Here is a 12,961-nt window from a genome sequence, read left to right on the forward strand (position 1 = left end):
CAGTGTAGGGTAGCTTAGTATTCCATTTTGCGTAGTGCCGGCGCTTTGGCCCAGGTAATCAGCACTACCAGCAACGTCATACACCCACCGAATATTACAGATGGCACCACACCCATTAAACGGGCAGAAAGGCCGCTTTCAAACTGGCCCAACTCGTTACTGGAGTTAATAAACATAGAGTTTACACTCATTACCCGGCCACGCATGTTATCAGGCGTTTTTAACTGTGTAATGGTACCACGTATAACTACGCTGATGCCATCCAGCATACCACTCAGCAGCAGCACCGCAAACGAAATCCAGTACAGTTTAGATATACCGAAGATGATAATACAAATACCAAAGCCGGCAACGGCTATCAGCAATTTGCGGCCCTGTTGCTTACGCATAGGAAAGGCGGTTAACAATAGCACACTGCATATAGCGCCTATATCAGAAGCGGCGTTGAGCATACCAAAACCTTCCGGCCCGGCCTTTAATATATCGCGGGCGTATACCGGCACCATAGCTACCGCACCGCCAAACAATACGGCAAACATATCCAGCGATACGGCGCCCAGCAGTTCTTTGGTTTTAAATACAAAGTTGAGGCCTTCCTTAACACTATCCCAGGTGCGTTTTTCGCCCTTTACATTTACCGGTGGCTTGGCGCTTACGCGGGATATGCAGATGAGTGATATCAGCAGCATAGCGCTTATTACCCCCAGGGTGCCGGTATTACCTACCAGCGCAATCAAAAAGCCACCCGCGGCGTGGCCGCTTACCGAGCCCAGCAGGTAGGAACTCTGATTCCACGTCATAGCATTGGGCAGTGTTTCTCTGGGTACCGTAGAGGCCAGCATTACGTTAAACACCGGCCCGGTAAAAGCACGTACAATACCGGTACCGAATATGGTAATGTAAATAAGCACCGCTATAATATGATGGCTGAGGCTGATGCGGATATAGTTGGTGGATAAAAACAGCAGTATCAGCACCGCCAGAATATACAGGGCGATACCTTTCTGTAACATGCCCCGCTTTTCACTCAGGTCAATCACATGCCCGGCATACAGCGCCAGTGAAATGGCCGGTATAATTTCTGAAAGGCCTATAAGGCCAATGGCCAGGGGATCGTTAGTAAGGTTGTATACCCACCAGCCCAGCATGGTGGTAAGCATACGCATAGACATGGTAAACAAAAAGCGGCTGGCCAGCAGGTTTCTGAATTCCGTAATACGTAGTGCAGCAAATTTGTCTATCGGTTGTTCGGTTGGTTCCTGTTTCTGCAGGTGATCACTTGCCATAGTTCACTTCTCCTTTTAAAAATCAGGGTAGCGTTATCAGGTGCTGCCCCTCGTCGTAGTCTTTTTCCAGTGCATCCAGTATTACCTGTACATGTAGGTCATTGCTCAGGAAATCGGCGTTGGAAGCGTCTACAATAATGGTTTTGATATTTTTTTGTTTAATGTAGCTGGTATAGGTTTCCTGTATGTTAATCAGGTATTCATCGGGTATATGCTGCTCGTACCCGCGGTTGCGCTTTTTAATGTTAGCCTGTAGCTTGTTTACCGGCGAGTGCAGGTAAATCAATATATCGGGAAATATCAGTTGCTGGTGAATAATATCAAACAGTTTCTGGTACAGCCTGAATTCTTCTTCCGGCAGGTTTACCTTGGCAAACAGCAGACACTTGGTAAACAGATAATCTGAAACCGTTACGGTTTGAAACAAATCGTTGGTATGCAGCATCTCCTTCAGCTGTTTAAAGCGTTCTGCCATAAAAAACAACTCCAGCGGAAAAGCGTATTGTTTGGGGTTTTCATAAAAGCGGGGCAGAAAAGGGTTATCTGCAAACTCTTCCAGTATTAACCGGGCATTCAGTTTTTTAGATAATAGATGGGCCAGCGTGGTTTTTCCGGCTCCAATGTTGCCCTCAATGGTAATAAAGTGGTACTTCATCAGATGGTAATGTCCGCCCAAAATTAAGACAGCCGCTACAGAGCGTCGGAAATTTTATGCACATCCAGTGTATCCGGGCAGTTTTGCAGCAGTTGTGCAATGGTCTGGTGCAGTACCGGGTGCTCTACATCTGCCGCTATTTCTGCCAGCGGCAGCAGGGCAAAACGGCGCAGTGGCAGGCGGGGGTGGGGTACGGTAATCAGTGGCGTGGTAATTATGGCGTTGTTGTACAGCAGCATATCAATATCTACCGTGCGTGGCCCCATTGCTACGGTTCTTTCCCTGCCCAGCACCAGTTCTATGGCCAGTAAAGCTTCCATCAGCGGGGCGGCATCCAGCATTGTTTCCAGTAAAAGGGCCTGATTGTAAAAGGAGGGCTGGTTTTCCATACCCCACGCGGCCGTTTCGTAAATAGTGGATAACTGGGTAAGCTTACCGCATTTTTCCTGTATCAATTGCCGTGCATGGCGCAGATAAGCCGTACGATTACCTAAATTACCGCCTATCAACAGGTATGCTTTGTTCATAAATAGATGAGATGGAGCGGGTCAAATATCTTTATTTTTACAACATTGCACAGGAGAATTTAAGTTATGAAAGGATTTATCAAGATATTTTTCGCCGCCTTTTTGGCGCTGGCCGTGTTTGTGCTGGTGCTATTCTTCATTATAGTAGGGGTAATAGCCAGCAAATCCAGCGATGAAAAGCCTGCAATAGGCAGTAATGGAGTGCTGGTGGTAGATTTATCTGTGGTATATAACGATAAATCTAAAGACAATACCGTTAACTCCCTTCTGGGCGATGGCCCCTCTGTTTTACCCGGCCTTAACGATGTGGTAAACATGCTGCGCTATGCACAAAAAGACTCCAGTATAAAAGGTGTTTACGTAAAAAGCGATTACAACAACAACAGTTTTGCTGCTACGGAAGAGCTTAGGCAGGCACTTACTGACTTTAAACGCAGCGGTAAGTTTGTAGTTGCTTATGGCGACGTTATTACGCAGGGCGCTTATAAAGTGGCTTCTGTTGCCGATAAAGTGTATTGCCACCCCAAAGGCGGCCTGGAATGGAAGGGGTACGCCACCAGCTTACTGTTTATGAAAGGCCTGCTGGACAGGCTGGAAGTGCAGCCGGAAGTGTTTTACGCCGGTAAGTTTAAAAGCGCTACAGAACCTTTCCGTTATACAGAAATGAGCGATGCCAACAGATTGCAAACCTCTGTTTGGATGAATGATTTATACAGCCATTTTTTACAGAACGTAGCAGACAGCCGTAAGGTAGATACCGCCACGCTGCACCAGCTGGCCATTCATAACAGCGTAAGAACTGCCGAAGATGCCGTTAAATACCATTTGGTAGATGCGCTGAAATATGATGATGAAGTAAAAAGCGAACTGTTTGCCCGCATGGGTATAAAAGAAACCGAGAAGGTAAACTTTGTGCCGCTGAGCAAATACTATAAATCGGCCGGTTTAAACGATGCCGAAGGCGATAAAATAGCGGTGATTTATGCGGAAGGCGAAATTGTAGATGGAAGAGGGGAGGAAGATGGGCAGATTGGAAGCATTACCTATAAAAACCTGATACGCAAAGCCCGTTACGATAAAAGCATTAAAGCCATTGTACTGCGCGTAAACTCCCCGGGTGGTAGCGCCCTGGCCAGTGATGTTATCTGGCGCGAGGTAAGCATGGCGCGTAAAAGCAAGCCGGTAATTGTTAGTATGGGTGATATGGCTGCTTCGGGCGGTTATTATATAGCTTGCAATGGCGATTCTATATTTGCAGATGCTACTACCATTACCGGTTCAATAGGCGTGTTCTCACTTTCGTTTAATGGTTCTGCTTTCTTTAAAAACAAGCTGGGTATTACATTTGACGGTGTTAAAACGGCCCCTTCGGCAGATATGGGTTTTGGGGTAAGACCTTTAACCGAACCGGAGAAAAGAATGATGCAGGAAGATGTGGACTCAGTATACTACACCTTTACATCGCGCGTGGCAGAGGGCCGTAAAAAGCCTGTGGAATATATTGACAGCATTGCCCAGGGCCGTGTGTGGACGGGCGAAAGGGCTTTACAATTAGGCCTGGTAGATAAAATTGGTAACCTGCGTGATGCTATTGCCTGTGCTGCCAGAGCAGCAAAAGCAAAGGAATATTATATTAAAGAGTATCCGGAGCGTAAAGGCTTTTTGCAACAGTTTATGGGCGGCTCTGCCGAGAAAACGCTGAAGAGCCGTATGATGACGGAAGAAATTGGGTTAGACCAGTATAAACTGCTGCAGCAGATGAAAAAAGTAAAAACCTGGGCAGATGCGCCACAGGCCCGGCTTCCTTTCCAATACACAACAAATTAATCCCTAGTTTTGCGCTCTCAATAAAAAAGAGCTATGCCGGGTAAGTACAGTCAGATAAGGGCTATGATGGCCATTACCAGAGCCGGATTGCGAAGCATTATGCGCAGTCCTTCAACGGTAATGTTTAGTATTGGTTTTCCGTTGGTATTTATTATGGTATTCGGCTTTATGGGCGGTGGCAGCAATGTATCGTTCAAAATAGCGTTTGACCCTGCTACGGATACTACCAGTGATGTGTACCGGGCATTAACCAGCATTTCTGCCATTAAGGTTTCTGCCAAACAAGGACAGGAGTTACAGGAAGACCTGGAAAAGGGCCGTATACTGGCAGTGCTGAACATTCAGAAGAACACTACCGGCAGCTCGCCCGATTACATTATACACCTGAAAAGCTCGGAGGCGGTTAACCCGCAAAATCTGGCTTCTTTTAAAGATATTTTTCTGGCCGGTATTATTAACCAGATGAACAAGGGCAAATACCCCGATGCGCCATCTGTTGCCGCTGTAAACCCACAGATACAGAAAATACCCGGCCGTATTTACCGCACTATTGATTTTATATTACCTGGTCAGTTAGGCTTTTCGTTAATGAGTGCCTCGGTATTTGGTGTGGCCTTTTTGTTTTTTAGCCTGCGCCAGCAACTGGTGTTAAAGCGTTTTTTTGCCACACCCATTACCCGCCCTTATATTATTATGGGCGAAGCGCTGGCAAGGGTAATATTTCAGATGCTTACCGCAGTGATTATTGTACTGCTGGGAACCTTTGTTTTTAAATTTACACTGGTTAAAGGCGTAGAAACCTTTCTGGAAATAATGCTGCTGAGCTTTCTGGCACTGGTAGTGTTTATGGGCTATGGCTTTATAGTAAGTGGTATAGCCAAAACAGAAAGTGTAATACCTATGGTGGCTAACATATTTACCCTGCCGCAGTTTTTGCTGGCAGGTACCTTTTTTTCTATAGACGCTTTTCCCACCTGGTTGCAGCCACTGTGTCGTATACTGCCACTGACACATTTTAACGAAGCCATGCGTAACATAGCTTTTGAAGGCGCCAGCCTGGCAAGTTGCTGGCAAAACATTGGCGTAATGCTGATATGGGGTGTGGTAGCGTATGGAATTGCGATTAAGGTTTTTAAATGGGAATAATAGCATAATATGAAAATTATAAAGCTGGGCCTGATTAGCGCGGTGGTATTGTTTATGGTGGCCACTATTATTGGTTTGCTGCTACCTTCTACAGTAGTGGTATCCAGAGCAACGGATATTAGCAGAAGCGCGGATAGTGTGTTACCACTGCTGACAGATTTACAACGCTGGCCCGAATGGATAGAAGGCGTAAAGGATAATGGTTTTGCGGTAACCACCCCGCAGAGCAAAGGCGTAGGTGCCAAAGCCAAAGTAAACGGCAACATTATTACCCTTAAAGGTATTGAGCCCCGCAAAGTAACCTCGTTATGGGAGGGGGGCAATGGTTTTAACCAGGATGCGGAATTTAACCTGTTTACAGACAGTGCCAATACGGTTACTACCGTGCAGTGGGCTTTTACCCAGCATATTGGCTGGTACCCGTGGGAGCGGCTGGGCTCGTTTATGAACGACAAAATTCTGGGCCCGGTAATGGAGAAGAGCCTGGAAAACCTGAAAAAGAAAATGGAGCAGCCTTAGCAGGCTGCTTTTTTTTGATAAATACCCTAAAAAGTGCCTTCCGGATGCAACGTTGCCGGAACGGGCATTGTCAGGTGGGAAGAATATGACAGAATCCCGGCAGTTAATAAAGGCCTGTCTGGCAGGCGATGGAACTGCCCAGCAACGATTGTACCAGCAGTATGCCGGGCCGATGCTGGGTGTTTGTTACCGTTACACCAAGTCGATGGATGATGCGCAGGACGTGCTGCAGGAAGGGTTTATTAACGTATTCCGCAACCTGAAGCAGTACAAAATGGAGGGCGAACTGGGAGCCTGGATAAGAAGAATAATGGTAAACGCCGCGCTGAACTACCTGAAGAAAAAGAAAAGATACCAGTTTGACACGTTGCTTACCGAAGAACATTTACACCTGGTAACAGACGATGACCCGGTTATTCAGTTGGGGGCTAAAGAAGTGGCACAACTGATAAGGCAATTACCGGCAGGCTACCAGACCATTTTTAACCTGCATGCGGTAGAAGGTTACCCGCATGTAGAAATAGCGCAGATGCTGGGCATTACCGAAAGCACATCACGCACACAGTATATGCGGGCGCGTAAAATACTGATAGAATGGCTGAAGAAGCCGGCCTTAAAAAAAATAAATTATGCAGGATAGTTCATTAGAAAAACAGTTGCAGCAACTAATGAGCGGGCTTGAATTTGAGCCGGATGCTGCAGTGTGGAAGAATATAGAGGAAGAAATTAATCCTAAAAAGAAAAAAAGAATAGCGGCCTGGTGGTGGCTGACTGGGGGCATATTATTGCTTTGCCTGTCCGGGGGGATATTATGGCATGGTTACAATACCCGCAAGTCAGCTCAACCGGTGGCTACACAGCACCATACAACACAACCGGCTGCGGCGTTGCCGCAACAGGCTCAGGTACCGGCAGCGGCACTGCCACAGCACGGGCAGGCGCCGGCAGCAGCGCAGGGGGCTGCATCTGCACAAACATTTGCGGAGGCACAGGCATCGGCAAGGGCGGATGTGGCTGTTTCACAGGCACACGCATCAGACGCAACTGTTGTGGCTGCCGGGGCAGCTGATAGCGTTAATGCGAATGGAGCAACAACTTCCGGGCATGCAAAAAAAACGGATTCACATCGCCAACAAAGTATTGCCGGGAAGCTACAACCAGTTATGGACCAGGCAGTAACCGGAACTGATATGCCAGCGCAGTTACAGGCAGCGGGTGCTGCCTTACCTGTTGTTACAGCAGCGCAGATACCGGTGGCAGCCCCCACGCCTGCACTATCTGCAGCAACTGTAACAGTTAATAGCGCTTCAGGTACGTTGTTGCCAGCCATGGACATGAATGTTGTTGTATATGAGCAGGAAGCTACCCTTGCTACAGACAAAAATGCTTTTACCCCCGCAGCAGCTGTTACCACGCTGGTGATAGTACCTCAGAAACAAAAAAGCCGCTGGAATGCTTACCCATTGGTGGCAATAGGTGCAGCAGCCAATATAGGAGGGGTAAATACCACGCATGGTTATGGTGGCAGCCTTTCGTATGGTTTAGCCGATATGGTAGTACCAGCTGACAGAACTGATTATCAGAGCTATTACCCCGGAACGGGAGTTGGGCAATACCCTGGCGGCGGGTCAGGTTCCCTTACCTCTTATCTTAATATGCGTAATACCTATGCCAGGCTTGCATTCAGGCTGGGTATGGAGGTGGAATATGCTGCTGCCAGTCACTGGCGTATTCTTACAGGCCTGCAGTACCAGTATATTTCATATAAATCTGTAATTACTACCCAAACGCTTACCAGTTTCAACTCTAATGTATCGGGCACTAATAAGGTTATCTACGATTTTGCTTACCGGTTGCAGTATATGGCTATTCCTTTACAGGTGCAATACCGTTTCTCCAACAAGCTGGCTACATCGGCAGGGATAATGAATAATATTAAACTTTCTGGCAGGCAGGGTAACGAAAGTATTAACAATGCTATGCGTACATGGGTACCATCGGCGTTACTTTCGCTGGATATATTATTACCCGGAAGAAAAGAGCAGGTATGGAAGCTGAGCCCCTATGTGCAATACGGCCTGAAAAGCAATATTACCGGTGCTTTGCAGGATAAACGTATGCTACAGGCGGGCGTGCAGGCAGTGTGGCAAATACCTAATGATTAGTGCAACGTTTTGTTGCCACCGTACATCATATAATAAAAACAAGTATGAAACCGATCACTGCCATTGCCTGCGGTTTAGCCCTGGCCGCAGCTGCCTTTTTCAGTTGCACCAAAGACACCGTTACCGAAACATATACCTTTTACAGGCCGGTATTTGAAACCTCAGACGCAGCCAGAAACGGCATTAAAAGCGCAGCACCCCAACCCGTTACTAACCCGGGAAAGCTGGCTATTAAAGGGCATTATTTGTATTTAACTGAATTAGGTAAGGGTGTACACATTATAGACTATAGTAACCCGCGCACGCCCAAAAACATTGCTTTTGTGGCGGTACCTGGCAATGCGGACGTTGCAGTAAGAGGCAATTATTTATATGCTGATTGTTATACCGCTTTAGCCGTGATAGATATTACAACGCCTGAAAGCGTTAAGCTGCAGAATTTTGTAAACCGTGTTTTTCCTGATCGTTTTTCGGGCCTGGCTTCTGATACCGGCAAAGTGATTATTAAATGGGAAAAGGTGGATACTACCATATCCCGCAGGTTTTCAGAATCGTTTGATAAAACACAGGATGGCCGGGTAATAGTGTACAATGATATGGTTGCTTATTCCTCCAATTCCGCCGGATCGGGCGGTGGGGTAACCAATAGTAAAGGCGGTTCTATGGCCCGCTTTGCGCTGGTAGATGACAGAATGTATGCAGTAGGTTTGAGTGACCTGAAAGTGTTTAATACCGTAGACCCTGCTGCGCCTTTTTATGTAAAAACAGCACAGGTTGGTACAGGTATAGAAACCATATTCCCTTTCAAAAACAACCTGTTTATAGGTTCGCAAACCGGTATGTTTATTTACAATATTGACAGTAAAGACAACCCTGCGCTGAAAGGAACCTTTACCCATGCCAGAAGCTGCGACCCGGTAGTAGCCGATGATACACACGCTTATGTAACCCTGCGCAGCGGAACTGTTTGTGCCGGTAATACCAATCAGCTGGATGTGCTGGACGTTACTTCTGTAACCAGCCCTTCACTGATAAAGACCTATTTAATGAGCAACCCGCATGGACTGGCCAAAGAAGGTGGACTGCTGTTTATTTGCGATGGGGCAGCGGGCCTTAAAATTTATGACGCCGCTAAGCCGGAAGACATTAAGCCGCTGGGTACTTTAAAAGACATATTTGCGTATGATATTATTCCGCTGAACGGCGTGGCATTGCTGAGTGCAAAGGATGCGTTTTATTTTGTGGATTATACAAACGCTGCTAACCCCGTTATTCTTTCTCAGTTATCTATTACCAAATAAGTTGTATGAGAGCATTGCTGCTGTTATGTATATTTTCAATGGCTACCCGTAAGGTGTTATATGCACAGAAAGACACGGTTGCCTGGTTTACACAGCCTGGTGTTACCCTGTTAAATGGCGATAAATACACCAGTGCGGCTATTACGGCTGTTACCGGTGTGCATTACAAACAATGGTATTTAGGTGTAGGTGCAGGTATTGATTATTATAAAGTAAGATCTATTCCGTTGCTGGCCGAGTTACGTTTTGAAAGCAAGTTAAAAGCAGCTCCTTTTGTATATGCCAGGGCTGGCTATAATGTAGCCTGGGCACTGGAACACCAGCATACCAAACCTTATGTTTTCTGGGGCACTAACTCTGTATTTAACAACGGCAAATATGCTGCGGCTGGTTTGGGATGTTATGTGTACCGCAAGGATGATACAGGTGTGGCACTAACACTGGGCTATAGCGCCAAAGGCGTAACAGAGTTGTATGATGAAACCATCTGGAACGGAACACGTACGGTTACCGAAAGCAGAAAGCTGGATTATGTTTTCCGCCGCTTAGATATCGGTGTTAGTTATCGTTTCTGATGGATACTGTAAAAACCGGATGTTGCGCTGTATACCACCGAACTTACTACGTTTGAGTGGTGATTTTTTGAATATTTTACGGAAGCCCTCCTCTGTGAGGGCTTCCCATTCGTGTGTTTTAAGGTTCAGTATTTCAGGCAGGGGCGAGAATGCAGGCTCGTTACCTGCTTTGCTGAACCGGTTCCAGGGGCATACATCCTGGCAGGTATCGCAACCAAACATCCAATCTGCAAACTTTCCTTTCATTTCATCGGGTATCAGCATATCCTTCAGCTCAATGGTAAAATAGCTGATACACTTACTGCCATTAATGGTTTTATCGGGCAATATGGCATCGGTAGGACAGGCATCAATACATTTGGTGCAGGTGCCACAGAAATCTTTTGCAAAAGGATCATCATAGTCTAGTTCCAGATCAACAATCAGCGTGGCAATAAAGAAGAACGAACCGCTTTGTTTGGAAATGAGGTTGCCGTTTTTGCCTATCCAGCCCGCACCGGACAAGGTAGCCCAGCTGCGTTCCAGTACCGGAGCGCTATCTACAAATCCACGGCCTTCTACTGCGCCTATCTGTTCGCGTATGCGTAAAAGCAATTCGTTTAGTTTGGGGCGTATTACTTCATGATAATCCTCGCCCCAGGCGTATTTGGAAATGCGGGGTGTTTCTTCCTGCTGTTGCTGGCCGGGGTAATAATTCATGAGCAGGGTAATAACTGATTTGGCGCCGGGTACCAGTTTGGTAGGGTCTACCCGCAGGTCAAAGTTCTTTTCCATGTAATGCATGTTGCCATGCATACCCTTGTTAAGCCAGCTTTCCAGTCTTCGCGCATCCTCATCCAGCATACGCGCACGCGCTATACCGCAGTAACTGAAGCCCAGCTGCTGTGTCCATTCTTTAATTAACCTGGTATGTTGCGTTTGTAGCATGCGTAACGGGAAAACGAAATGCAAAAATACTCTGTAACAGGGGTAAAATAAAAGCTTTACACAAAGCGGCTATGCAGCAAGTTCAATATTATTGCGTTGTACGTAATACATGGGGGTATGAAAACAGGCAAATGCAACATTCTTATTATTAACGGCTCTGTGCGCGGCAGCATGGGCAACACCGCTAAAATGGCACAGTGGGCTTATAACAGCCTGCAAAACCGGCCGGGCGTTACTTCCACAGTGCTTACCCTTTCAGAGCCCTTACCGGCGGTGGAAGAAGTATACCGGCTGTTAACGGAACAGGATGCTTTTCTTGTACTTACCGGCGTGTATTGGCACAGCTGGGGATCGCCCTTGCAGCGGTTTATTGAGGTAGTAACGGCTTTTGAGCATTCGCCTGCTTTTTCCGGCAAACCTGTTGCCTGTGGTGCCTCTATGGACTCTGTAGGTGGTGCAGAGCTGGTGGCACGGTTACTGAATGTATTTTCCGGCCTGGGGTGCTGGAGCCCGCCTTGCAGCAGCCTGCTGGTATCGCGCGTGGCGCAGGAAGCCATTGCTGCCTCGGCAGGCAAGGAAGAGGATGAAAATGACGATGTATGGAGGATGGAGGATATGGAAGTGGTGCTGGAGAACCTGATAATAGCTGCCTGTTTAAAACCGGAATGGAAAGAGTGGCCACACCGGAAACTGGCGGTGCCCGAAGGGGAGTGGCCGGCTACGGGGAATTTAGATCTGGAATCGCCCCGGTTTTTATAGGGTTATAGAGCCACCTGATTTACCGCGCTGTGTAATTGCAGGAAGGCTTTGTAAATAAAAAAGGCTGTAACCCACCGGGCACAGCCTTTTCTATTGCAAAAAGCGCTTATTATACGTTAAAACGGAAGTGCATTACATCACCATCCTTTACAATATATTCTTTGCCTTCAATGCGCAGCTTACCATTGTCGCGGCAGGCAGCTTCGCTACCATACTGCACAAAATCAGCATAAGCAATCACCTCAGCTTTAATAAAGCCTTTCTCAAAGTCGGTATGGATAACACCGGCAGCCTGAGGGGCTTTCCAGCCTTTGTGAATGGTCCAGGCACGTACTTCCTGTACACCAGCGGTGAAGTAGGTATCCAGGTTCAGTAAAGCGTAAGCAGAGCGGATCAAACGGTGTAAGGCAGGTTCAGTCATTTTATACTCATCCATAAACATCGCCTTGTCTTCTTCATTCTCCATTTCTGCAATCTGGGCTTCAATGGTATTGTTCATCACAATTACCTCTGCACCCTCATCCTTAACACCTGCTTTCAGTGCTTCGGAGTATTTATTGCCGGTATGCATAGAAGCCTCATCTACGTTGGCAACGTACAGTACAGGCTTTTCAGTAAGCAAAAACAGGTCTGCAATAGCTACCCGCTCTTCTTTATCCAGGCCCAGGCCACGGATGCTTTTGCCTTGTTCCAGGTGCGCTTTACAGCGGCTGAGTACTTCAAACTCCGCTTTTGCTTTGGCATCGGTACCTACGCGCGCCTGCTTTTCCACCTTCTGCATTTTCTTTTCCACACTCTCCAGATCTTTCAGCTGCAGTTCGGTATCAATAATTTCTTTATCGCTAACGGGGTTAATAGCGCCCTCTTCACGCAGTACGTTCTCATCTTCAAAACAACGTATTACGTGTATAATGGCATCTACCTCGCGTATATTGCCCAAAAACTTGTTACCCAGGCCTTCACCTTTGCTGGCGCCTTTTACCAGACCGGCAATATCTACTATCTCCAGCTGGGTAGGAACCACGCGGTTGGGGTTTACCAGCTCAGACAGCTTTTTCATACGCTCGTCCGGTACATCTACCAATCCTACGTTAGGATCAATAGTACAAAAGCGGTAATTACTGGCCTGTGCCTTGGCGCTGATGCTGACAGCGTTGAACAGGGTGGATTTTCCTACGTTGGGTAAACCTACTATGCCTACTTGTAAAGCCATGATGATTCAAAATTTCGGCTGCAAAAGTACGGTTTGATTGTTAACAGGAGATAATCAATTA

General features: G+C 46.9%; 13 protein-coding genes. 8 read left to right on the top strand and 5 right to left on the bottom strand.

The window, feature by feature from the left end; genetic code table 11:
- Window positions 1-14 precede the first annotated feature (14 nt).
- From IEY13_RS29450 to folK, 3 genes are read right to left on the bottom strand one after another with little or no spacing between them, the layout of a single operon-like run.
- The gene (locus IEY13_RS29450; RefSeq protein WP_188959347.1) at window positions 15-1,286 is read right to left on the bottom strand and encodes an MFS transporter; all 1,272 of its coding nucleotides are present in this window, start codon (window positions 1,284-1,286) and stop codon (window positions 15-17) included.
- A 22-nt stretch (window positions 1,287-1,308) separates the two neighbouring features.
- Complete coding sequence (locus IEY13_RS29455; RefSeq protein WP_188959349.1) at window positions 1,309-1,941, bottom strand: deoxynucleoside kinase; 633 nt, start codon at window positions 1,939-1,941, stop codon at window positions 1,309-1,311.
- Window positions 1,942-1,976: 35 nt separating this feature from the next.
- A complete protein-coding gene (gene folK, locus IEY13_RS29460) occupies window positions 1,977-2,468 on the bottom strand; it encodes a 2-amino-4-hydroxy-6-hydroxymethyldihydropteridine diphosphokinase (RefSeq protein WP_188959351.1) in 492 nt (163 codons plus the stop codon).
- Window positions 2,469-2,534: 66 nt separating this feature from the next.
- On the opposite strand from folK, the gene sppA reads away from it, so the two are divergent.
- The 7 genes from sppA (at window position 2,535) to IEY13_RS29495 (ending at window position 10,001) form a co-directional block, all read left to right on the top strand.
- Window positions 2,535-4,295 carry a signal peptide peptidase SppA gene (gene sppA / locus IEY13_RS29465; protein WP_188959353.1) on the top strand — a complete coding sequence of 587 codons (1,761 nt, stop codon included), beginning with the start codon at window positions 2,535-2,537 and terminating at the stop codon, window positions 4,293-4,295.
- 33 nt (window positions 4,296-4,328) lie between these two features.
- Window positions 4,329-5,441, top strand: coding sequence for an ABC transporter permease (locus IEY13_RS29470; protein WP_188959355.1), 1,113 nt, complete (start codon window positions 4,329-4,331; stop codon window positions 5,439-5,441).
- A gap of 9 nt (window positions 5,442-5,450) precedes the next feature.
- A complete protein-coding gene (locus IEY13_RS29475; RefSeq protein WP_188959357.1) occupies window positions 5,451-5,960 on the top strand; it encodes an SRPBCC family protein in 510 nt (169 codons plus the stop codon).
- Window positions 5,961-6,045: 85 nt separating this feature from the next.
- Window positions 6,046-6,600 carry an RNA polymerase sigma factor gene (locus tag IEY13_RS29480; protein ID WP_188959359.1) on the top strand — a complete coding sequence of 185 codons (555 nt, stop codon included), beginning with the start codon at window positions 6,046-6,048 and terminating at the stop codon, window positions 6,598-6,600.
- On the top strand, window positions 6,590-8,125 hold the full coding sequence (locus IEY13_RS29485) for a hypothetical protein (protein ID WP_188959361.1): 1,536 nt from the start codon (window positions 6,590-6,592) through the stop codon (window positions 8,123-8,125). The genes IEY13_RS29480 and IEY13_RS29485 overlap by 11 nt, the downstream gene beginning before the upstream one ends.
- Window positions 8,126-8,169: 44 nt before the next feature.
- On the top strand, window positions 8,170-9,426 hold the full coding sequence (locus tag IEY13_RS29490) for an LVIVD repeat-containing protein (RefSeq protein ID WP_188959363.1): 1,257 nt from the start codon (window positions 8,170-8,172) through the stop codon (window positions 9,424-9,426).
- A 5-nt stretch (window positions 9,427-9,431) separates the two neighbouring features.
- Window positions 9,432-10,001 carry a hypothetical protein gene (locus IEY13_RS29495; RefSeq protein WP_188959365.1) on the top strand — a complete coding sequence of 190 codons (570 nt, stop codon included), beginning with the start codon at window positions 9,432-9,434 and terminating at the stop codon, window positions 9,999-10,001.
- On the opposite strand, the gene queG is transcribed toward IEY13_RS29495, so the two are convergent.
- The gene (gene queG / locus IEY13_RS29500; RefSeq protein WP_188959367.1) at window positions 9,972-10,928 is read right to left on the bottom strand and encodes a tRNA epoxyqueuosine(34) reductase QueG; all 957 of its coding nucleotides are present in this window, start codon (window positions 10,926-10,928) and stop codon (window positions 9,972-9,974) included. The genes IEY13_RS29495 and queG overlap by 30 nt on opposite strands.
- Window positions 10,929-11,045: 117 nt before the next feature.
- Here queG and IEY13_RS29505 point away from each other — a divergent pair, with 117 nt between their 5' ends.
- On the top strand, window positions 11,046-11,687 hold the full coding sequence (locus IEY13_RS29505; protein ID WP_188959369.1) for an NAD(P)H-dependent oxidoreductase: 642 nt from the start codon (window positions 11,046-11,048) through the stop codon (window positions 11,685-11,687).
- Between the two features lie 109 nt (window positions 11,688-11,796).
- Here the strand turns inward: IEY13_RS29505 and ychF are convergent, their stop codons facing one another.
- Entirely contained in the window at window positions 11,797-12,900 is a 1,104-nt protein-coding gene (gene ychF / locus IEY13_RS29510; protein WP_188959371.1) for a redox-regulated ATPase YchF, read from the bottom strand.
- Window positions 12,901-12,961: the final 61 nt, after the last annotated feature.

The organism is Filimonas zeae (genome assembly GCF_014641615.1).
Lineage (GTDB): Bacteria > Bacteroidota > Bacteroidia > Chitinophagales > Chitinophagaceae > Filimonas > Filimonas zeae.

Excerpts from the sequence above, each read along its gene's own strand:
- IEY13_RS29455 (WP_188959349.1), bottom strand. The coding sequence starts at position 1,941 with ATGAAGTACCACTTTATTACCATTGAGGGCAACATTGGAGCCGGAAAA.
- sppA (WP_188959353.1), top strand. The coding sequence starts at position 2,535 with ATGAAAGGATTTATCAAGATATTTTTCGCCGCCTTTTTGGCGCTGGCC.
- IEY13_RS29490 (WP_188959363.1), top strand. The coding sequence starts at position 8,170 with ATGAAACCGATCACTGCCATTGCCTGCGGTTTAGCCCTGGCCGCAGCT.
- IEY13_RS29450 (WP_188959347.1), bottom strand. The coding sequence starts at position 1,286 with ATGGCAAGTGATCACCTGCAGAAACAGGAACCAACCGAACAACCGATA.
- IEY13_RS29495 (WP_188959365.1), top strand. The coding sequence starts at position 9,432 with ATGAGAGCATTGCTGCTGTTATGTATATTTTCAATGGCTACCCGTAAG.
- IEY13_RS29475 (WP_188959357.1), top strand. The coding sequence starts at position 5,451 with ATGAAAATTATAAAGCTGGGCCTGATTAGCGCGGTGGTATTGTTTATG.
- folK (WP_188959351.1), bottom strand. The coding sequence starts at position 2,468 with ATGAACAAAGCATACCTGTTGATAGGCGGTAATTTAGGTAATCGTACG.
- IEY13_RS29485 (WP_188959361.1), top strand. The coding sequence starts at position 6,590 with ATGCAGGATAGTTCATTAGAAAAACAGTTGCAGCAACTAATGAGCGGG.
- IEY13_RS29470 (WP_188959355.1), top strand. The coding sequence starts at position 4,329 with ATGCCGGGTAAGTACAGTCAGATAAGGGCTATGATGGCCATTACCAGA.
- ychF (WP_188959371.1), bottom strand. The coding sequence starts at position 12,900 with ATGGCTTTACAAGTAGGCATAGTAGGTTTACCCAACGTAGGAAAATCC.
- IEY13_RS29505 (WP_188959369.1), top strand. The coding sequence starts at position 11,046 with ATGAAAACAGGCAAATGCAACATTCTTATTATTAACGGCTCTGTGCGC.
- IEY13_RS29480 (WP_188959359.1), top strand. The coding sequence starts at position 6,046 with ATGACAGAATCCCGGCAGTTAATAAAGGCCTGTCTGGCAGGCGATGGA.
- queG (WP_188959367.1), bottom strand. The coding sequence starts at position 10,928 with ATGCTACAAACGCAACATACCAGGTTAATTAAAGAATGGACACAGCAG.